The following is a 19,033-nucleotide window of genomic DNA, read 5'->3' on the forward strand; positions in this document are numbered from 1 at the left end:
ATTCGCCCATCTTCTTGGCTCAATATGGCTGGCCCCTTTACCCCTTCCCCTTCACCCCATCACATCCGCCGGGTGGCGTGTGTGCCAGTCCGTGACCGACTGGTAGGCGCGGGCGACGGCAATCACCGCGTTGTCGTCGTACGCGCGGCCCATGAACTGGATGCCTACCGGGAGCATGCCGTCCGAGAAGCCCATCGGCACAGAGATTGCCGGCAGGCCGGCGAGGTTGCCCAGTGCGCCCACTATCTCCTTGGAGCGCTCCTTCAGCGACTGTTTCGGCTTGGGCGCCACCGGCGGGGCAGGTATCATGCAGGTGGGCGCAACCACGGCGTCGTACGGCGCCATCACCCTGTCCGCCTCGCGAGCGATGATGGTGCGGAGACGGACGGCCTTGAGGTAGTCGGTCGCGAGCATCGCCATGCGCGGGTAGACGTAATTCCTGGACTCGGGAGCGGTCAGCGTCTCGCCGTACCCGTTGTCTATGAACTCCTCCCAGATGCTTGCGGACTCGGCCATGAAGACGCCCAGGGTAACCGCGCCGTAAGGGTAGTCCGGGAACGGGACCTCGTCTATCTCGCAGAAGCCGCTCAGCGTTTTGAGCGCCTTGTCGAAGCGCGACTTCACAGTATCGTCCGCTTCTGCCGCCGCGTCCTTCGGCACCGCCAGCCTGAACCGCCTGCCGGGGGTGTGCTCGCCCCAATCCTCGCCGTCATACTCATAAATGCGCTCGGTCGTCGCAGGGTCCTGGGGGTCGTGGCCGGCGATGGCGTTCAGCACCAGGCCGCAGTCGTCCGCCGTCTGGCACATGGGGCCGGGCTTGTCCAGCGTCCAGGAGAGGGGCATCGCGCCGTGGCGGCTCACGCGTCCGTATGTGGGCCGGAGGCCGGCTATGCCGCAGTTGTTCGCGGGCATCACTATTGATCCCCACGTCTCGGTGCCGATGGCGAAGGGGACGAGGCCCGCCGCAACCGCCGCGCCCGAGCCGCTGGATGAGCCGCCGCTTTGCGTGGAGATGTCCCACGGGTTGAGGCCGGGGCCGGTGAACGCGTTGTTAGGTTGGATGTACTTGAACCCGCCGGCGAGCTCGACCATCGCCAGCTTCGCCACCAGCACGGCGCCCGCCTCTTCCAGCCTGCGCACGAGCGTGGCGTCGTAGTCCGGCGTCTGGTCCTTGTACCGCTCCGCCCCCCATGTCGTCTTGATCCCGCGCGTCGCGAAGAGGTCCTTCAGCCCGTACGGGATTCCGTGCAGCGGGCCGCGATATTTGCCTTCGGCAATCTCCCTCTCGGCGCGGCGGGCCTGCTCCATCGCGCGCTCCCGGGTGAGCGTCACCACGGCGTTGTATCGCGGTCCGAGCATCTCAAGCCTGCGCAGGAATAGCTGGGCAAGCTCCACGGGTGAGACCTGCCGGCTCCGGACAAGCTCCGCCAGCCTGCGGACGGGCATAAAGACCGGGTTATGCGCCATGGTCTACCCGTCCTTTCGGTACGGCGTGAAGAGCGGCTGCGGCTCGTCGGTCATCTTCAGCGGCGTCTCCCTCAAGGCCTCGCCGATGTCGATCACCTCTTCCTCCACCACCTCGCGGATTGCTTTCAGGCGCTCCTCGCCGACCCTGTCGCCGTACCACTGCCTGATCATGTTCTGCCTGAGTTCCAGCTCGTGCTCGCGATTGGTGTTTTTGCCTGGCATGCCGCGCCCCTATTCGAAGAGCTTGATTAGCTGTGGCTTCACTACTTTACCCATCGCGTTGCGCGGCAGGGCGTCTACGGCGACGACCTTCTGTGGCAGCTTGTAAGGCGCCAGCTTGTCGCGCGCCCACTCCCGCAGGGACTCGCGGGTCACGCCCTTGCCGTTGCGCATCACCACCACCGCGGATACGGCCTTGCCCCAGTACGCGTCCTTTACGCCTATGACGGCGCAGTCCTCGATGTCCGGGTGCTCCTTGAGCACGCGCTGCACCTCGACCGCCGAGACGAGCTCTCCGCCGGACTTGATGATGTCCTGAGAGGCGCGCCCCCAGATGCGGATGTTGCTGTTCGTCGTGGAGGCGATGTCACCGCTGCAAAACCATCCGTCCGGCGTGAACGCCTCCGCCGTCGCCTCAGGCCTGTCCCAGTACTCCTGGAAGACGTTGTCGCCTTTGATCTGTATCTCGCCCGCCGCGCCGTCCTGCGTCACAGCCGGGCCGTGCCTGTGCTTGCCGGTCTCCTCGAAGTAGGCCATGTCCAGATCAACGATCCGAATACCGACACCCGGCAGCGGCTTCCCCACGCGCCCGGCGATGCGCTCGCCGTTGAGGGGGTTGGAGATCGCCATGCCCACTTCCGACATGCCGTAGCGCTCAAGGAGGGTGTGGCCGGTGATCTGCTTCCAGCGCTCAAAGGTGTCGATTGGCAGGCTGTCGGAGCCGGATATCATCAGCCGCAGCTTCTTGCAGCCCTCTGCCATGCGCTGCTGCTGCTCAGGGGCCGCCTTTTCCCACGCAGCGATGAGCGCCTTGTAGGTTGTGGGAACTGCCATGTAAAGAGTGAGCTCGCCGCTCGCCAACCGCTCCCACACCTTCTCCGCGGAGAATTTCGGCGCCATCTCGCACACCGCGCCCGCCCACATCGAGCACGAAAGCACGTTGATGATGCCGTGGACGTGGTGCAAGGGCAGGGGGTTCACAATGCGGTCGTCGCCGGTCCACGCCCATGCTTCGATGAGCGTCCTGACCTGCGCGGTGATGTTACGGTGCGTGGTGACGACGCCCTTCGGCTTGCTCGTCGTCCCGCTCGTGTAGACGATCATCGCCTTCCGCGCCGGGTCCACTTGCGGCAGGGGCGACTGCTCGGCCGCGAGCAGGTCGGTCGCCAGCGCGAACCGGCGGGCGAGCGATGCCGCAATAGGGCGAATGACGGCAGCCGTCTCCGGGTGCCCAACCACGACCGACGCACCGGAGTCGAGGATGCGGTACTCGATCTCAGGCGCCGTGTCCGTGGTGGCGATGGGCACAGCAACGCCCCCCGCCAGCCATATGCCCCACTGGGTGGCCACGTACTCGAAGCTGGAGGGCACCAGGAAGGCGACGCGCGCCTCCCTCATATCCTCGCCGCCAGCGAGAAGCCCGGACGCTACCCTGCCAGCCGCGTTCAGCAGGTCGTCATATGTGTGCGCGCCGCGGGAATCGATTATCGCAGTCCGCGAGCCATGCTCAGCCGCGCGGGCAATGAGCGGAATGGTGGAAGTCAATGACGGGTCTCCTGGCAATGGTCCTCAAGCCAAGAGGTATTCTACCAAACGGCGCAACCGGAGAGGCGCTGGTCGGCGCGTGCCCCGGATTTCGTAGGGGCGCACTGCGTGCGCCCGTCGCCTGCCGACGATTAAGGCCGTGTTAACAACGTAACGGGGGCACGCGGTGCGCCCCTACGAAGAATGGCCCACCTGCCACTACGTCGCCAGCAGCCACACCTCGCTGGCGTTGCCGCGGTTCTGGTTCTCCGGGGACGGCGCCTTGTCCACCTTGAACTGGACGATCTGCATCGCCTTCAGCGACTCGAACTGGATCTCCGCCAGGTTTGTGACGTGGAAATAGTAGTCCCCGCCTCCGTCGACGCGGATGAAGCCGTACCCGCCGGTATAGTTAAGGTAGGATATGCGTCCCACGCGGTACCCGGGCCTGGCGTGCTCCAGGACATTCTGGGGGATCGGCTCGCCAAGCTGCGCCTCGGCCTGCGCGCGCTCCTGCGCAAAGCGCGCCCGGCACACATCGCAGTAGATGCGTTCCCCGGGGCGTGGGTGGTAGCGCGTCAGGAAGTGGCGGTCGCCCACGTGCTGCGGCGACTGGCACTCGAGCTGGATCGTGTCGTAGTCCATTCTTATCTCGGGCAGGATGTCGTTCAGGAAGATGGTAGGGAAGTCCCGCAGCCTCAGCGGGTCAACCGGGTCCACGTAAACTTCGTCACAGCTGCCACGGACGCTCGCGATCATCACCCGCTTCCCGAGCCGCCTCACCTGTTGCAGCGCAGGGACGTAGTCCTCGTCCCCGATCAGTGCGACCGCGACGTCGTACACCCCCGGCAGCATTGCGTTGTACAGGACGGCGCATGCGAGAGCAACGTCGATGCGCTTCTCGCGGGGAACGAATGAATCGTACGGGTCGCGGTCCTCGGCCTTCAGCCTGCGTCCTTTGAAATCTATATTCGAGATATCTACCTCGTAGTTGGGCTCCTCTTCCAGCCGGTCGTAGAAGTCCTGCTGCCCGGCGACGAGGTCGGTATCCTCGGACGCGTACCCTTTAGGCAGGCTGGCGAAAAAGTGCACACGCACGAGGTCTATCTCGCTGACGGTCATCTCTTTGCGGAGGCGCGCAAGTAGAGTGAGGGGCAGCTTGCGGTAGTCTATCGCGAACTCTGGATCGCCGATGTCTCGTCTAAGGATCGATCTGCAGTGGTAGAGCCAGCTCCCATCGATAAAGACCATTGCTTTAACCAAAATTAACATCCCTCCACCGGCGGCGCCGTGAATGTTGCACATCGTACTTATACAGCGGGGAAACTAGTATCTGGAACAATCGGACCGGGAATTTGCAGGTATATCGTTCCCATTCTAACCGACGCTTCGAAGATTGCCCCGCGGATTTCGGAGGTGGTTGCTTGGAATTTCCCATCAGCCGTGTGCGGCGCAACCCTCGACGATATATGATGAATCGAACCGTTGACGCTCGTCCATAAATTCAGACCGGAGAAGCTATGGGAAACGGCCTCGCAGACGCAATATCCAGCGCGCAGGAGTATATGGCCGGCCGGCCGGTGGACGGCTGGCTGCTGTACGACTACCGGGGAATGAATGCGGTCTTCTGGGATACCGTCGGCCCCATTTCGAACGTCACCCGCCCGTGCTGGCTCTGGGTACCGAAGGGAGGCCAGGCGCGCTTTCTCGTCGGCTTCGTTGACCAGGGCAGGTTCGGCCGGCTCGGAGTGCCGGTTATCCTCTTCAGGGGCCGTGAGAACATGGTCTCCGAGCTTCGCGCAATGCTTGCAGGGGCCGTGCGAGTCGCCATGGAGTACTCCCCCATGGCGGAGCTGCCCCGGGCATCCAGGGTCGACGCAGGCATCGTAGAGCTCGTCCGCAGCCTCGGCGTGGAGGTTGTCTCCTCCGCCGACATCTTCCAGCACGCCACGCAGCGCTGGACCGAGCCGCAGCTGCAGTCCCACCTGGAGGCCGCCCGCCACCTCAGCGCCATCGTGCACGAAGCGTTCGACTGCATAGGCGTGAACCTTGGGACTGGCGTAACCGAGCACGACGTCGCGGACTTCATCCGCAAGCGCTTCGGCGAGGTGGGGCTGGAGGTCACGGACGGCCCCATCGTCGCCGTCAATGACCATGCTTCCGACCCGCACTTCGAGCCCACGCCGGAGAACGCGCGGCAGATCAAACGAGGCGACTGGGTGCTCATCGACCTCTGGGCGCGGATGGCGGGCGAGGATACTATGTACAGCGACATCACATGGACGGCGTACGTGGGGGACAGGGTCCCGGAGCGCCACCGCAAGGTCTTCGAAGCGGTGATCGGCGCGCGCGACGCGGCGGTGGATGCCATAGCGGCGGCATTTCAGGCGGGCAGGCCCGTGCAGGGGTGGGAGCTGGACAGGGTGGCGCGGGACTACATCGACCGCGCGGGCTATGGAAAATACTTCAACCACCGCCTGGGCCACAGCCTGGGTCGCGAGGTCCACGGCAACGCCGTCAACCTGGATAGCTGGGAGACCCGTGATACGCGCTTCCTGCTCCCTGGCCTCGCCGTCACGGCGGAGCCCGGCATCTACCTCCCGGAGTTCGGCGTCCGCTCGGAGATAGACATCTACATCACTGAGAAGGACCCGCAAATAACAACGGACGTGCAACACGATGTGGTCTTGATCAGTGGATAGCAGGGACGTGCGCTACCCAGCCGCGCGCCAGATGTCGGTGATTCCCCGCCTTATGAGCTGCACCGCGATCGCCGCCATGAGCAGGTACGCAACCTTCGAGAATGCCTTTAGCCCGCCCCGGCCGAGAAACCGCGCAATCCGGCCAGATTGCATGAATACCAGCCACGCTATTGCCACGTTTAGCAGGAACGCCGCCAGCACAAGCCAGATGTTGTAGAGGCTGCTGAGCAAGATAAGCATCGATATCGTCGCAGGGCCCACCAGGAGCGGCGTGCCTATCGGCACCACGGCCATCAGCTCGTTGAGCTCCACCGGCGCGCTGCTGCTCTCGTCGCCGATTAGCTCCCGCAGCGCCACCACCAGCAGTATGAGGCCCCCGGCAATCAGAAAGTCCGGTATCTCGATCCCCAGCACGGCGAATATGCCGCGCCCCAGCGCCAGGAAGAGCAGCCCAACCAGCAGCCCTGTCAGCAACGCCGTGTTTATCACCTTGCCGCGACGCTCGGGCGGGATAGGTGAGAGAAACGGCACCAGCAAGGGCAGCGTCGCAATCGGGTCCATCGCCACTAGCATCGGCAAGAAGACCAGCGAGAACTCCTTCAGCAGCCCGAAGATGTCGGTCCCGGAAAGGCCGGAGGAGATACCTCTGATGATGTCTTGCAGCGCTTCCATGCCGGCCTATGCCTTCCCACTCGCCGCCGCGGCCGGCCCGGACGGCATCCTGAACCGCGCAAGCAGCACCGTGGCCACCGCCGCCATGCCGGCGGCGTAAATGAACGCGCTCTCGATGCCGAAGCTGTCCGACACCACTCCCGCGATGAACGGGGAGAGGATCCCGAGAATGCTCGCGCCATAGATAAGCGAGACCACCGTGGACTGCGACTGTCCCTTCGCCGCCTCGATCGCCGCTGCGACAAAGATGTGTTGCAGTGTGAACTTGAAGCTGCCGGCGACGACGATTATCACGAGAAGCTGCCAGCCCGGCTCCGCCAGCGCCAGACCCAGCATCAGCAGGGCGCTAGACACCATCGCGGGCATCAGCACTTTCTTCGCGCCGTAACGGTCCGCCATGTGCCCCATCAGCGGCTGCGAGACCAGCCCCATCACCTGCGCGAGCGAAAGGTACAACGCCACCTTGCCGGAGGAGTACGCCAGCGTCTCGCGCAGGTACGCCGGCAGGAATACGTCGACCGCGGCCTCGCCCATTGCGCGGAAGACCGTAGAGAGCACCAGCACCATGAGCACCGGGCTCTTCATCAGGCCGAGCAACGCCTTGAAGTAGCCGCGCCTGGATACCGACTCGTGACTCGTCCGGGGCAGCAGCTTGAGTATGCCCCAAACCAGCAGCGCCGTCACCATTGCCGGGAACAGGCTCACCGTGAGAACGTCCCGCCACATGAGGAAAGAAAGCACCGCGGCGGTCGTTACCGGCCCCAGTATCTCCCCGGCAATGCCGCCGGTCCCGTGCAGCGAGACCACAAACCCGCGCTTTTCCGGGAACCCTCGCGAAAGCTCCCCAAGGGCCGGCGGGTGGAAAAGCGACGGCCCCGCGCCCGCCAGGAGCATTACGAAGAACATCAGCCAGTAGTTCGGCGCGAACCCGGCGATGAAGTACGAAACGCCGGTAATGCCGAGCGAAAGCGCAATAAAGAAGGCCGCTTTGTTGGCGAAGCGGTCGCCCAGGTACCCGCCCACCATCGTCGCCGCCCAGGACGACAGCGCCTGGGCCGACCCGAGCGCGCCGAACTGCGTGTTGCTCAGCCCCAGGCCGATCTTCATCTCGGGCATGATGATCTTCTGGAAGCCGGACGCCAGAAGGTGCTTTACACCATGGCCAACGACTATCGTCCCGGCCATGACGTTGCGCCCGGATTTCACCGCCGGCGCTTCAGGGTTTGTTTGGGAGGAGCTCATTTACCTGGCCCAGAATTGACGTATTCCCACGTATTCCAGCGTGCAGCAGCACGGAGGGAATGGTAACACCTTAGTGACTCGGATGGTACATGCTTCCCACCATAAGGCCGTCCCGCCCGCGACGGGTATTTTCCTAATACACCATTACCGTGCCAGCACGATACCTACGTACGTAGAAAAGACTACCCTTACGTACGCAAGCGAATAATCGCTCGATTTCATAAACGGAGGTTATATGCGCCTTATCGGGCTCTTTATGAGGCGGGGCAACGTACTTGCGTTGCTGCTCGCCGTCACATTCGCGGTCGTTGCCATGTCTGTATCACAGCAGGCTCGCGCCGCGGCCGACCCGTCCCTGATGGCACACTACACGTTCGACGGCAGTAATGCCAATGACTCTTCCGGCAATAACAGGCACGGGACGCTCGTTGGCAGCCCCACATTCGCCTCCGGTCCGTCCGGCTTCGGCAACGCAATCTCTCTCGACCTGGGCAAGTACGTTGTCCTCCCCGGCGTGAATACGCTCGACTTGAACAACCATGATTTCACTGTCACCGCCTGGGTAAACGCCACGGCCTTCTCCGGCCTTGGCGGCTACGGCGGCGACTGGGCCGTACTGGGCAACCAGACAGGCCCGAGCGGCATGCACCTGGTGCTTCGTAGCGGGCAGCCCTACATGGGCTTCCTCGGCAACGACACAGGCAGCGGCTGTAACATGTCCCTGAACACCTGGTACCACATCGCGTGGCAGTACAGGGTTTCCGGCGGCGTCCAGACCATTTTCGTCAACGGCACGCAGGTCGCCTCCACGGGCGGCCACGGCGCGTTCAACGGCGGCACCGGCGCGGCCTACATCGGCCGCTGCTGCGAGACCTGGGACGCCCCCCGGTACGCCAAAGGCCGCATCGACGACGTCAAGATATTCAACCGCGTCCTGACCCCTTCAGAGGTCGCGGCCACCGTTACGCCTCCTCCTCCCCCTGCTCCTCCCACAACCTGCTACGACATCCTCGTCGGCGGCTTTTCCACCGGCGACGGCGTCTACGCGATTGACCCTGAGCAGGACGGTTCCACAGTCAACGTCTACTGCGACATCACCACGGACGGCGGCGGCTGGACGCTGGCCGGCTACGGCGCTGGTTCTAACCTGGCCGGTAAGCTGAACGTTGCCAACGGCACTTACAATCCCACGAACCGCTCCACGTCATCCGCTAACATCAACGCCGTCATGCTTGCAAGGCGCAGCACCCAGGCGGCCCTTTCCTGGGCTGACGGCATTTCAAACGGCAACCTTGCTACGTATCAGGAGGCCGTGAAGTTCGGCGTCCCCAATCGCCTCAACCAGACCCTCGACCCAACCGGCGGCGGCTACCAGTGCCTGGACTCCAGCAAGTGGAGCCCGGTTACGGTAACGCCCATCGTTGGCTCCCCTGACCTGCCTACGACCATGTACACGCGGACGGACAGCCTGGGCGCGGTCTACGGCATGGCCTACGGCCTGGTCCTGAACCAGAACAATGGGCAGTGCGACTGGACGATCGACGGCCAGCCGTTCAAGGCCGTGTACCTTGGAATCAATGCGCCCCCATATGCGGCCGGCATTGCCTACAATCCGGGCGGCGTAAGCAACCAGGTCACCCCGGCCACTATGGCCATCTGGTTCCGCGGCAACGCGGCGGTCGCGGTAAACACTGCACCGACCGTTTCCGCCAATAGCGCCTCCGTGACTGCCGATCAGGGCGCGGCCGCGGCCATCAGCGGCGCCTACAGCGACTCGAACTCCGGCGACAACGTGAGCATCACGGCATCGACCGGGACGGTCACCAAGACCGGCACGAACAGCGGTACGTGGAACTGGACGAACACGACCACGGCCGTCGGCTCATATAATGTGACGATCACCGCCAACGATGGCGCCGCGACAGCGACGACCAGCTTCACTGTAACTGTGAAGGATGCGCCGCCGGCATTGACCGCGGGCGGCACCGTAACCGCAACCGGCGGCGGACCGGCAGTGGTCGTCGACCCCAACGCGACCATCACCGACCCCGGCCAGGAGAACCTCTCCGGCGCCAGGGTATCGATCGGGGCCGGCTTCATCGCCGCCCAGGACTCGCTGGGCATACAGGGACAGGGCGGCACGAGCGGCACGGTCGGCGGCCTGACCTGGAGCTACAACAGCTCGACCGGCGTCCTGACGCTGAGCGGCAGCGCCTCGCCCGCGACGTACCAGGCGGCCCTGCGCCAGGTGACCTATCGCAATAGTGTGACAAACGCCAACACCGCCAACCGGACCATAACCTTCACCATCGCAAACCAGCTGGCCTTCACCGGCAACGGGCACTTCTACGAGTTTGTAAGCTCCTTCGGGATTCCGTGGAGCACCGCTCTCGCCCAGGCTTCCACCCGGAGCCTGTACGGGATGCAGGGGTACCTTGCTACGATCACCTCTTCCGCGGAGAACCAGTTCATTTTCTCCAAGGTCCAGGGGAACGGCTGGATCGGCGGCAGCGACCATACATCCGAGTCGATCTGGAAGTGGGTCTCCGGGCCTGAGGCCGGCACGACCTTCTGCGTCGGCACGGGCTTCTGCTCTCCCCAGGGCGGCGCCTACACCAACTGGAACGGCGGCGAGCCGAACAACGCGGGCGACGAAGACTACGCGCACATCATCGGCAACCCGAACATCGGCGTCAGCGGCCAGGGCGTCTGGAACGACCTGCCGAACACAGTCTCCAGCGGCGACTATGCGCCGCTCGGCTACGTCGTCGAGTACGGCGGGATGCCGGGCGACCCGACAAACCTTCAGCTGACGGCAAATGCCACGGTGCAGGTGGTGCCGGGGAACCAGCCGCCGACAGTCACCGTGAACGCTCCTACCACGACTGCCGACGAGGGCGGCACGAACGGCGGAGCAGGCACATACAGCGACGCTGATGCGGGCCAGAACGTGACCATCACGGCCTCCGTCGGCACGGTCACCAAGACCGGCGTCAATAGCGGCTCCTGGAGCTGGAGCAACCCGGCCCTGGACGGCGCTGTGCCGCTATCCCAGTACACGGTGACCATCACGGCGAACGACGGCGTCGCTCCGCCGGCGACGGTTACTTTTACGGCCAGGGTCCGCAACGTCGCCCCCACGGCGACCTTCTCCAACAACGGCCCCGTTGACGCCGGCAGCAGCTTCACGCTGACCCTGTCCGGCGGGTCAGACGCGTCGAGCATCGACGCGGCGAGCCTCCAGTACGCCTTCGACTGCGGCAGCGGCTCGGGTTACAGCGCGCTCGGGAGCGGCAACACCGCCTCCTGCGCTACGACTGTGGCCGGGACGCGGAACGTCAAGGGCAAGGTCCAGGACAAGGACGGCGGTTTCACCGAGTACACTGCTACAGTGACGGTCAACGATCCCACTCCTCCTGTTATCACGCCGTCCGTGACCGGCACGCTCGGCGATAACGGGTGGTATACGTCCGACGTAGAAGTCTCGTGGACGGTCACGGACGACGAGTCGGCAGTCTCGTCCACGAGCGGCTGCGACACGACCACAGTGTCCGACGATACCGCCGGGACGACGATCACCTGCTCGGCGACCTCCGGCGGCGGCACGGCCTCCGAGAGCGTCACCGTAAAGCGCGATGCAACTGCGCCGACGATCAGCGGCTCTCAGTCCCCCGCCGCGAACGCCAACGGTTGGAACAACACTGACGTAACGGTGACCTTCTCCTGCGACGACAACCTGTCCGGCGTGGCGAGCTGCGTCGGCGACACCACCCTGACGGGTGAGGGCGCTGGCCAGTCCGCCTCCGGTGCTGTTACCGACAACGTGGGCAACACCGCGTCGGCGACCGTAGCGGACATCAACATCGACACGACGGCTCCCACGATCAGCGGATCGGCAGCTCCCGCCCCCAACGGGGCTGGCTGGAACAACACGGACGTGGCGGTGACGTTCACGTGCGGCGATGCGCTCTCCGGCGTCGATAGCTGCACTGGCGATACCGTCCTGACCACCGACGGCGCGGGCCAGTCCGCCACCGGGACGGCCACGGACCTTGCCGGCAATACGGCATCCGCCACGGTGTCCGGCCTCAACATCGATAAGACCGCCCCTGCGGTCGCCATCACCGGTGTGAGCAACGGCGCGGTTTACATCGTCGGCGGCGCGCCGGTCGCGGGCAACACCTGCACTGACGCCACCTCCGGCGTGGCCTCGTCTTCGGGCGCGACCACCGGCGGCAACGCCAACAGCGTGGGCAGCTACACCTACACGGCAACGTGCACGGACGTGGCCGGCAACACGACAACCGTTTCGGCTTCCTACGCGGTCACCTACGGCTTCAGCGGCTTCCTGCAGCCGATACCGCTGCCGGTGTCCACGTTCAAGGGCGGCTCCACCATCCCGGTGAAGTTCAGGCTTACGGACGCCTCAGGCGCGCCGGTGAGCACGGCCATTGCGAGTATTTCGATCAACGGCGGGCCAGTCCCTTGGCCTCGCCCGCTACAGCGATGGCCAGTACATCTTCAACCTTAGCACCAAGGGCATCTCTATCGGTCTTCTGACGATCAGGGCCACCCTTGACGACGGCACGACCCGCAGTGTTGTCGTAACGCTGAGGTAGTCGACAGGCAGCACAAGAAGAGAGGGGACCGGCCCGGCCGGTCCCCTCTCTGTTTTTCTATCCGATCTCTTTGCCGATTCCTCTTTGCAGGGCCGCTTTGTAGACCCTTAAGCCGACGGCGATATCCTCCAGCGCTAATCCCTGCGATTCGAACAGGGTGATGTCCTGCAGGCTCTTGCGTCCGAGCGCCTCACCCGCCACAACTGACGAGAGGTTTAATACCTGGTTCCACCCCAGGATCCCGCGCTCGACCGCATGTATGAGCTCGCCGCACTCAACCCTGGCGGTCTCAGTGTCGTCCGCCACAACCACAGTCGCCCGCTTTATCGTCTCGGGGTCCAGCTCCCTGCGTGTGATGTGGTTGGAGCCGGCGGCGTTGATATGGGTCCCGTGGGTAATCCACTCTCCCGAGAGCACCGGGGACGAGGAGCTGGTGACCGTGATGACAATATCAGCTCCCTTCACACACTCCTCGGCGGAGCGCGCTGCAATTACGGTCAGACCGAGATCTCCCGCCGCCGAAGCTGCAAACTCTTCCCGCGTGGCCTCGGTGCGACCGTAAACGCGTGCGACCTCGACATGCCTTACCTTGCACACCGCCTCAAGCTGCGTCCGAGCCTGGTATCCCGTTCCGATCATGCCCACCGTGGCGGCGTCCGGGCGCGCCATGTAGCGCGTGGCGACGCCGCTCGCGGCGCCGGTACGCACCTGCCCGAGGCGCGATGCCTCGATAACCGCCAGGAGCTTGCTCGTCGCAGTGTTGACGAGGTTCACATAGAAACGCACGCCGCCCCGGGTGGCGCCATAAGTCTTTGTACCCATAACGCCCAGCCCGGGCGCGGTAGCGGCCATAAACGCGAATGTGCCGCTGCCCATCGGGAGGCGGTAGCGGGGGTGATTAAAGGCCAGCCCGCGTGCCTGAAGACGGAATGCTTCGTCCAGCGAATCGATGGCAATGTCCATCGTAAGAAGGTTCTCAACGTCGGATTCGGTGAGGTAGAGCGGCATGGCGGACTCCCCTGTGGTACATGGAAACAGATGGGCCCCGTTACCGGAACACAGGGAAATTGTACTCCCTTGTGTCAGCCTCTCCCCACAGTTCCGTTAGCCGGTCTTGCAGGGACTGCGCGGAACTGCGCATGGCGGGCAGGATGTCGGCTCGCTCTGCGACGGTGATGAAGGCGCGGAGGTAGGTGGTGTAGGCCTGGCGGAGGGTGAAGTCGTCCACCCACACGCCGGGCTCGCGCAGGGCGTCCTCGAACGCCCAGGTGAGGCACCAGAAGAGGCGGTGGGCGCTAATGGAGGCGATCTCCTTGTAGAGAGCAGTGGCGTCCGGCGGGGTGGGGAAGAGGCCGACGATGCCGTCAAGGTATGCGCGGTCAATCCTGTCCACGGCGGCGTCCGGGAGCGGCAGGCCGATGCGCCACCATGTGGTGTCGTAGAAGGCGTGGCGGTAGCCACAGTACTCGAAGTCGATGAGCCTGGGGCCGGAGGGCGTGAAGAACACGTTCGTCGGCGCGATGTCGCCGTTGGTGAAAGTCAGGAACGGGCCGGGGTTGCGGAGCCTGTCGCAGACCGCCTCGTACTCCTCGGCGAACCCGCGCGATGGTCTGACTCCCGCCGACGTGAAGGCTTTGCGCACGCTGAGGAGAAGCTTCCGGAACTCCGCCGGCTGGCGCTCGCGTATCGACAGATGCCGCTTCCCCTCTGCCTCGTCACGGAGCTTTTGGAACGTCTCGCCGTGTCCAGCCGTCCGTACGTGGAAAGAGGCTAGCGCGACCGCCGCAGCCGCGTCCAGCCGTAATACGTAGTTGCGGTTCCACTGCTTGAGGAGGTCGGGGTTGGACAGGCGCACATCGCGCCGGAGAAGCCCGGCCATCGCCGCCTGCGCATCGGTCGCGATCCCGTCAATATCGAGCGGAAGCGCATTCTGCATCCCTTAATCTGAGAAATCTGCGGTTAACATCTCACTCCCACCACTTGTAGAAGTGGTTGAGGGGGCCGCTGCCGTGGCCGACGGCTATGCCGGAGCGAATGGCCTCCGTCACGTACTTTTTGGACTGGCCCACGGCCTCCTTGAGCGGCATGCCGCGCGCAATGCACCCCGCAACCGCCGAGGCGAAAGTGCATCCCGTGCCGTGCGTATTGGTGGTCGAGACGCGCTGGGCGGTGAACAACCTCACCTCGGTGCCGTCATAGAACGTGTCGGTCGCCGGGCCCGGCATGTGGCCGCCCTTTACAACCGCCGCCTTGGCGCCCATCTCCTCCACAATCATCCTGGCGGCATCGCGCGCCTGGTCCAGGTCTTTGACCACGCGACCGGTGATCGCCTCCGCCTCAGGCAGGTTAGGCGTAACGACGGTCGCGAGGGGTATCAGCACCCTCCGAAGCACGTCAATGGCGTCCTCCCGGAGCAGGCGGTCGCCGCTCTTGGCAACCATCACCGGATCGACGACAAGGTTGGAAATAGCATGCTCCCTTATTTTCTCGGCCACGGTGTTAATTATGGCCGCGGATGCCAGCATGCCGGTCTTGGCGGCGTCCGTGCCGATATCGCTCATGACGGCGTCTATCTGGGCGCGTATCATCGCGTCAGGGACTTCCAGCACGTCCGTCACGCGCACCGTATTCTGCGCGGTGATGGCTGTGATAACGCACGTGCCGTACGCCCCCATTGCGGCGAACGCCTTGAGGTCGGCCTGTATGCCCGCGCCGCCGCCGGAGTCTGAACCGGCGATTGTCATTACCCGCGCCACGCTCTTCCTGATCATCCTGTTCCCTCCTGCTTCCGGTCATTTTCGCCCTTCTGGTCTTCCTTGCGCGCATATTCAGCCCGCTTGCGTATTATCTCCTGCAGGGACTGGACGCTCTTGCCCACAACCTTCATTTTCCGCTGGTTGCGGCGCTTGTTCTCCCGCCGTTCGCCTTTCGTTCCGTCCTGCTCCATGTGTCATCACCGCTCCGTGAACCGGGTGGTAAACGCCTCTGTCTCGACGAGGTCCGGCGGCAGAAGGTTGTGCTCTTTCATCCACTGGGCGAACGCCCGCCACCTGCTGGGGTCCTGCGTACCGAACCCGCCGGACTCCGTCTTCCAGACCTCCACAAGCAGGTCTGCGCCCGGCCGCTCTATCTTCTCGTCGATCTCCTCGTTGTTGCTTTCGACCAGAAGGTCGATGGCCGCCTGGGGGTCCACGACCGCATCTTCGTACCCTCTGCGCGCGGCCCGGACGAACTTCTCGACAGTCTCTGTATTCTGCCCAAGGTTTCGCTGGCTGGTGACTATCGCCAGCTCATAGTAGTCAGGGACGCCCCACTGCTCCATACGCATGATGTTAACTGGGTGGCCTTCATTCTCCAGCATGATCGTTTCGTGCGTCCAGTAAGCGCCTACCACCGCATCAACCTTGCCGCTCACAAGGGCCGGCACCAGATCGAAGCCGACGTTCACCAGCTCAACGTCGCCGAGGCCGGATGCGCCGTCGAACTTCAACATTGTGTCCAGCAGCGGCTCATTGGTGGGTATTCCGGGATAGCCGACCTTCTTCCCAACAAGGTCGCGAGGGCGGGTGATGCCGGAGGACTGCAGCGCCACCACGGAGTTGAGGGGGTGCTGCACCAGGGCCATCACCGAGACCACCGGCACTCCCTGCGCGCGCGCCAGCAGGATGTCCGGCTGGTAGCTGATTCCGAAGTCGTCCTGCCCCGCGCCAACGGTCGTGAGCACCGCTGAAGGGTCTACCGGCGTGTACATTCGCACCGCCAGCCCCTCATCCGCGAAGTAGCCTTTCTCAAAGGCCACGAAGAGGCCCGCATGGTTGGCATTTGGATACCAGTCGAGCGCCACGGATACTTCCGTAAGACCATTCGCCGCCACGCTGGTCGGCTGGCCGGCCGCCGGGGAGGCGGGGGTAGGGGCGGGCGCCCCACTGTCGCATGCGACGGCCGCCGGCCCCAGGATGAACAAGGCGGCAGCGGCGGAAAACCAGGATACAATTCGGCGATTCAACACGTGTAATTCTCCCCTTGTAATCTCAACTATTGTCGGGCGACCGGCTTAACTGTCACTTTTTACCCGTCTCCATGGCATCGCCCACTTCTCGGCTACGGTCATCAACGCGAAAAGCATCGTCCCCATCGCGGACAGGATTGCGATTGCGGCAAAGACGCGCTCTGTGAGGAACTGGGGCTTCGATCGGATCATCAGGTATCCCAGCCCCTTGCTCGACCCGACCCATTCGCCTATCACCGCGCCGATTACGCTGACTGATATGGCGACTTTCATGCCTGAGAACAGGTACGGCAGTGAGGCGGGCGCTTGTGCCTTCAGGAAGACTTGCAGGCGGTTCGCGCCCAGCGTGCGCATTACGTTGACCATGTCCGCGTCAACCGATCTCATGCCGTCGACCGTGTTGACGACGATCGGAAAGAACGATATCAGCGCCACCACAATTACTTTGGGGGTGAGACCATAACCCACCCATATGATGAGCAGCGGCGCGATCACGATGATCGGGACAGTCTGGGACGCAATCAGGAACGGGTATAGCGCCCTCTCCACCGTCCTGGACAGGACTATCGCAGAGGCGAGGGCCACCCCTACTGCGAGTGCGACTCCAAAACCTACCAGGACCTCGCCCAGGGTCACCCACGTGTGCCCCCAGAGCATCCCGGAGTCGTTCACCAGCGTCCTGGCGACAATCGACGGCGAAGGCAGGAGCCACTTCTGCACGTCGAACGCCCGCACATAGACTTCCCAAGCGGCGATCGCGGCAACCATGATCGCGAGCGCGGGGAGCCAGACCCTGGCTGTATTTGCCAATCTACGCATCGCGTCCTCGTTCCGGCAAGCACTGTATTCCCGGCTGCCGGTCTTCAGCTTTCGTAGTGGCGGGCTGCGCCTGCCTGGACGCCACGAACGTTGTTACGGCATGCAGAGCGCCTCTACGAACTCAGTGCTTTGCCTTGCATTACAGAAGCGCTGCCATAAGCTTCTTCTTCAGCCGCACAAACTCCGCCTCCGTCACCATCGCCCGCGTCCGCGGCCGCGGGAGCGGCACCCGCTCTACCAGCTTCATTCGCCCCGGCCGAGGGGTCATCACGTAGATACGATCGGACAGGAAGATCGCCTCGTCCACGTCGTGCGTGACCAGCACGACTGTCTTCCTGAGCTGCTCCCACAGCCCGAGCAGCCAGTCCTGCAGCTGTGTCCGGGTCAGCGCGTCCAGCGCGCTGAACGGCTCGTCCAGCAGGAAAACCGATTGGCCGGCCAGCACGGTGCGCAGGAAAGCCGTCCGCTGGCGCATCCCTCCGGAAAGAGCGTAAGGGTAAGCGTTCTCGAAGCCCCTGAGCCCGAAACGGTCTGCCAGATCCATCGCCTTCGTGCGCGCGTCCCTCCTGGACACGCCCCTGATCTCCAGTCCCAGGATTGCGTTGTCCAGCGCCGTCCGCCACGGCATCAGCAGGTCCTTCTGGTGCATGTATCCGACGGCGCCCAGCCGCCCCGCGGCAGCGTCGCCGTTCAGGTAGACCGTGCCGGCGCTGGGTTCATCCAGCCCGGCAATGATATTTAGAATGGTGCTCTTTCCGCAGCCGCTGGGCCCAATGATGCTGACGAATTCGCCGTTTGCCGCGAAGAGCTCGATGTTGTCCAGCACGTGGAGCGACCTGCCGTCCTGAGACATCGTCTTGCTGACGGTACTGAGCCTGATGGCAGGCTCGGCCTGGGTTGCGCGCGGTGTGCTAGCCAACGAACGAAAGCGCCTCCTCCGGAGTAAGGTTCGCCCGGACCAGGCGGTGGAAGGCCGGCGCATAGTGGTCAGCGACGCCCAGGACGCTGTTGAAGTTCTCGTTTATCTGCCCGAAGCCAAGCTCGCCGTCCGCCAGGTCGAACGCCAGCTTCATCGCAAGCTCGCCGTCGTCCATGCTCAACTCGAAGTTCCCGATCGAGATGCTCCAGTTGATGAGGTTTGCGAGCACGCACGCTGCCACTCGCTTATCTTCCGGCACGGTTATGATGCCGCGCACGGAGAACGTGAGCCTCTGCGCCTCGTCGCTCCACGTAACGAGGGCGTGGTATGTGCCGTTCGCGCCCTGCAGGGACAGCGCCACCGACATAGATGGCTCGTCCACGGCAAAATATCCGGCGTGCTCTGTCTCAAAGTAAGCAACGACCGCTTCGAAGGGGGACTCCATTGGCTCTCCTGTGTGCTCAGAAAACAAAAATGCCGCCGGAATCCGGGCGGCAAACGAACAAACAAGGCTGGCTGCGCCTCATCCCTTCGCTGGCATTACCCAGATCAGGTCACGGGGTCGCTCCGATAAAGCGGAGCCTCTCAGCCTGGCTACCCAAGCTCCCCCCGGGCAAGTACTCGATTGAGAAGCAGTCTAGCGGACGAGCAAAGGGGTGTCAACGAAGGGGCCCCGCCGTGTCTTTGCTCAGTGATATTGTCAGTAGGTAACTGCTCAGTGAATATGTCAGTCCATGAGAGGACTACATTTGACCGAGCGAGAAGCGAAGAGAGCACAGATACTGAACCTTGTTCTGGAGGGGCGTTGCGAGGCAAGTAAGGCCGCTGAGCTGATGGGTGT

General features: G+C 63.8%; 16 protein-coding genes and 1 riboswitch. Of the genes, 2 read left to right on the forward strand and 14 right to left on the reverse strand.

Going from position 1 to position 19,033, the window contains the following annotated elements; genetic code table 11:
- Positions 1-51: 51 nt before the first annotated feature.
- From FJ319_03460 to FJ319_03475, 4 genes are all read right to left on the reverse strand, one after another.
- Positions 52-1,467, reverse strand: coding sequence for an amidase (locus FJ319_03460; protein ID MBM3933350.1), 1,416 nt, complete (start codon positions 1,465-1,467; stop codon positions 52-54).
- A 3-nt stretch (positions 1,468-1,470) separates the two neighbouring features.
- Positions 1,471-1,689, reverse strand: a complete 219-nt coding sequence (locus FJ319_03465) for a hypothetical protein (protein MBM3933351.1) — start codon at positions 1,687-1,689, stop codon at positions 1,471-1,473.
- A gap of 9 nt (positions 1,690-1,698) precedes the next feature.
- Complete coding sequence (locus tag FJ319_03470) at positions 1,699-3,219, reverse strand: AMP-binding protein (protein ID MBM3933352.1); 1,521 nt, start codon at positions 3,217-3,219, stop codon at positions 1,699-1,701.
- A 210-nt stretch (positions 3,220-3,429) separates the two neighbouring features.
- A complete protein-coding gene (locus FJ319_03475) occupies positions 3,430-4,515 on the reverse strand; it encodes an NYN domain-containing protein (protein ID MBM3933353.1) in 1,086 nt (361 codons plus the stop codon).
- Positions 4,516-4,730: 215 nt separating this feature from the next.
- Here FJ319_03475 and FJ319_03480 point away from each other — a divergent pair, with 215 nt between their 5' ends.
- Complete coding sequence (locus FJ319_03480; protein MBM3933354.1) at positions 4,731-5,912, forward strand: M24 family metallopeptidase; 1,182 nt, start codon at positions 4,731-4,733, stop codon at positions 5,910-5,912.
- 12 nt (positions 5,913-5,924) lie between these two features.
- Here FJ319_03480 and FJ319_03485 read toward each other — a convergent pair whose 3' ends face one another.
- Positions 5,925-6,584, reverse strand: coding sequence for a MarC family protein (locus FJ319_03485; protein MBM3933355.1), 660 nt, complete (start codon positions 6,582-6,584; stop codon positions 5,925-5,927).
- A 6-nt stretch (positions 6,585-6,590) separates the two neighbouring features.
- Complete coding sequence (locus FJ319_03490; protein MBM3933356.1) at positions 6,591-7,826, reverse strand: MFS transporter; 1,236 nt, start codon at positions 7,824-7,826, stop codon at positions 6,591-6,593.
- A gap of 235 nt (positions 7,827-8,061) precedes the next feature.
- Here FJ319_03490 and FJ319_03495 point away from each other — a divergent pair, with 235 nt between their 5' ends.
- Positions 8,062-12,357, forward strand: coding sequence for a hypothetical protein (locus FJ319_03495; GenBank protein MBM3933357.1), 4,296 nt, complete (start codon positions 8,062-8,064; stop codon positions 12,355-12,357).
- A gap of 145 nt (positions 12,358-12,502) precedes the next feature.
- Here FJ319_03495 and FJ319_03500 read toward each other — a convergent pair whose 3' ends face one another.
- The 8 genes from FJ319_03500 to FJ319_03535 all read right to left on the reverse strand — a co-directional run bounded on the left by FJ319_03500 (position 12,503) and on the right by FJ319_03535 (position 18,637).
- Positions 12,503-13,453, reverse strand: coding sequence for an ornithine cyclodeaminase family protein (locus tag FJ319_03500; protein ID MBM3933358.1), 951 nt, complete (start codon positions 13,451-13,453; stop codon positions 12,503-12,505).
- 40 nt (positions 13,454-13,493) lie between these two features.
- Positions 13,494-14,381 carry a hypothetical protein gene (locus tag FJ319_03505; GenBank protein ID MBM3933359.1) on the reverse strand — a complete coding sequence of 296 codons (888 nt, stop codon included), beginning with the start codon at positions 14,379-14,381 and terminating at the stop codon, positions 13,494-13,496.
- Between the two features lie 31 nt (positions 14,382-14,412).
- A complete protein-coding gene (thiD, locus tag FJ319_03510) occupies positions 14,413-15,216 on the reverse strand; it encodes a bifunctional hydroxymethylpyrimidine kinase/phosphomethylpyrimidine kinase (protein ID MBM3933360.1) in 804 nt (267 codons plus the stop codon).
- Entirely contained in the window at positions 15,213-15,392 is a 180-nt protein-coding gene (locus FJ319_03515) for a hypothetical protein (protein MBM3933361.1), read from the reverse strand. Before FJ319_03515 ends, thiD begins: the two co-directional genes overlap by 4 nt.
- A gap of 6 nt (positions 15,393-15,398) precedes the next feature.
- Positions 15,399-16,484: a pyrimidine biosynthesis enzyme gene (locus tag FJ319_03520; GenBank protein ID MBM3933362.1), complete on the reverse strand. Its 1,086-nt coding sequence runs from the start codon at positions 16,482-16,484 to the stop codon at positions 15,399-15,401.
- A 15-nt stretch (positions 16,485-16,499) separates the two neighbouring features.
- Positions 16,500-17,273 carry an ABC transporter permease gene (locus tag FJ319_03525; GenBank protein MBM3933363.1) on the reverse strand — a complete coding sequence of 258 codons (774 nt, stop codon included), beginning with the start codon at positions 17,271-17,273 and terminating at the stop codon, positions 16,500-16,502.
- A gap of 139 nt (positions 17,274-17,412) precedes the next feature.
- Positions 17,413-18,126 (reverse strand): ABC transporter ATP-binding protein, encoded by a 714-nt coding sequence (locus FJ319_03530; GenBank protein ID MBM3933364.1) that lies wholly within the window; start codon positions 18,124-18,126, stop codon positions 17,413-17,415.
- 58 nt (positions 18,127-18,184) lie between these two features.
- A complete protein-coding gene (locus tag FJ319_03535; protein MBM3933365.1) occupies positions 18,185-18,637 on the reverse strand; it encodes a hypothetical protein in 453 nt (150 codons plus the stop codon).
- 64 nt (positions 18,638-18,701) lie between these two features.
- A riboswitch (TPP riboswitch) is annotated at positions 18,702-18,812 on the reverse strand.
- Positions 18,813-19,033 lie beyond the last annotated feature (221 nt).

Source organism: SAR202 cluster bacterium, assembly GCA_016872355.1.
GTDB lineage: Bacteria > Chloroflexota > Dehalococcoidia > Lucifugimonadales > VGZY01 > VGZY01.

What these genes read in the sequence shown, in the direction of transcription:
- FJ319_03460 (MBM3933350.1), bottom strand. Translation starts at nt 1,467, where the DNA reads ATGGCGCATAACCCGGTCTTTATGCCCGTCCGCAGGCTGGCGGAGCTT.
- FJ319_03465 (MBM3933351.1), bottom strand. Translation starts at nt 1,689, where the DNA reads ATGCCAGGCAAAAACACCAATCGCGAGCACGAGCTGGAACTCAGGCAG.
- FJ319_03475 (MBM3933353.1), bottom strand. Translation starts at nt 4,515, where the DNA reads ATGTGCAACATTCACGGCGCCGCCGGTGGAGGGATGTTAATTTTGGTT.
- FJ319_03480 (MBM3933354.1), top strand. Translation starts at nt 4,731, where the DNA reads ATGGGAAACGGCCTCGCAGACGCAATATCCAGCGCGCAGGAGTATATG.
- FJ319_03485 (MBM3933355.1), bottom strand. Translation starts at nt 6,584, where the DNA reads ATGGAAGCGCTGCAAGACATCATCAGAGGTATCTCCTCCGGCCTTTCC.
- FJ319_03490 (MBM3933356.1), bottom strand. Translation starts at nt 7,826, where the DNA reads ATGAGCTCCTCCCAAACAAACCCTGAAGCGCCGGCGGTGAAATCCGGG.
- FJ319_03495 (MBM3933357.1), top strand. Translation starts at nt 8,062, where the DNA reads ATGCGCCTTATCGGGCTCTTTATGAGGCGGGGCAACGTACTTGCGTTG.
- FJ319_03500 (MBM3933358.1), bottom strand. Translation starts at nt 13,453, where the DNA reads ATGCCGCTCTACCTCACCGAATCCGACGTTGAGAACCTTCTTACGATG.
- FJ319_03505 (MBM3933359.1), bottom strand. Translation starts at nt 14,381, where the DNA reads ATGCAGAATGCGCTTCCGCTCGATATTGACGGGATCGCGACCGATGCG.
- thiD (MBM3933360.1), bottom strand. Translation starts at nt 15,216, where the DNA reads ATGATCAGGAAGAGCGTGGCGCGGGTAATGACAATCGCCGGTTCAGAC.
- FJ319_03515 (MBM3933361.1), bottom strand. Translation starts at nt 15,392, where the DNA reads ATGGAGCAGGACGGAACGAAAGGCGAACGGCGGGAGAACAAGCGCCGC.
- FJ319_03525 (MBM3933363.1), bottom strand. Translation starts at nt 17,273, where the DNA reads ATGCGTAGATTGGCAAATACAGCCAGGGTCTGGCTCCCCGCGCTCGCG.
- FJ319_03530 (MBM3933364.1), bottom strand. Translation starts at nt 18,126, where the DNA reads ATGTCTCAGGACGGCAGGTCGCTCCACGTGCTGGACAACATCGAGCTC.
- FJ319_03535 (MBM3933365.1), bottom strand. Translation starts at nt 18,637, where the DNA reads ATGGAGTCCCCCTTCGAAGCGGTCGTTGCTTACTTTGAGACAGAGCAC.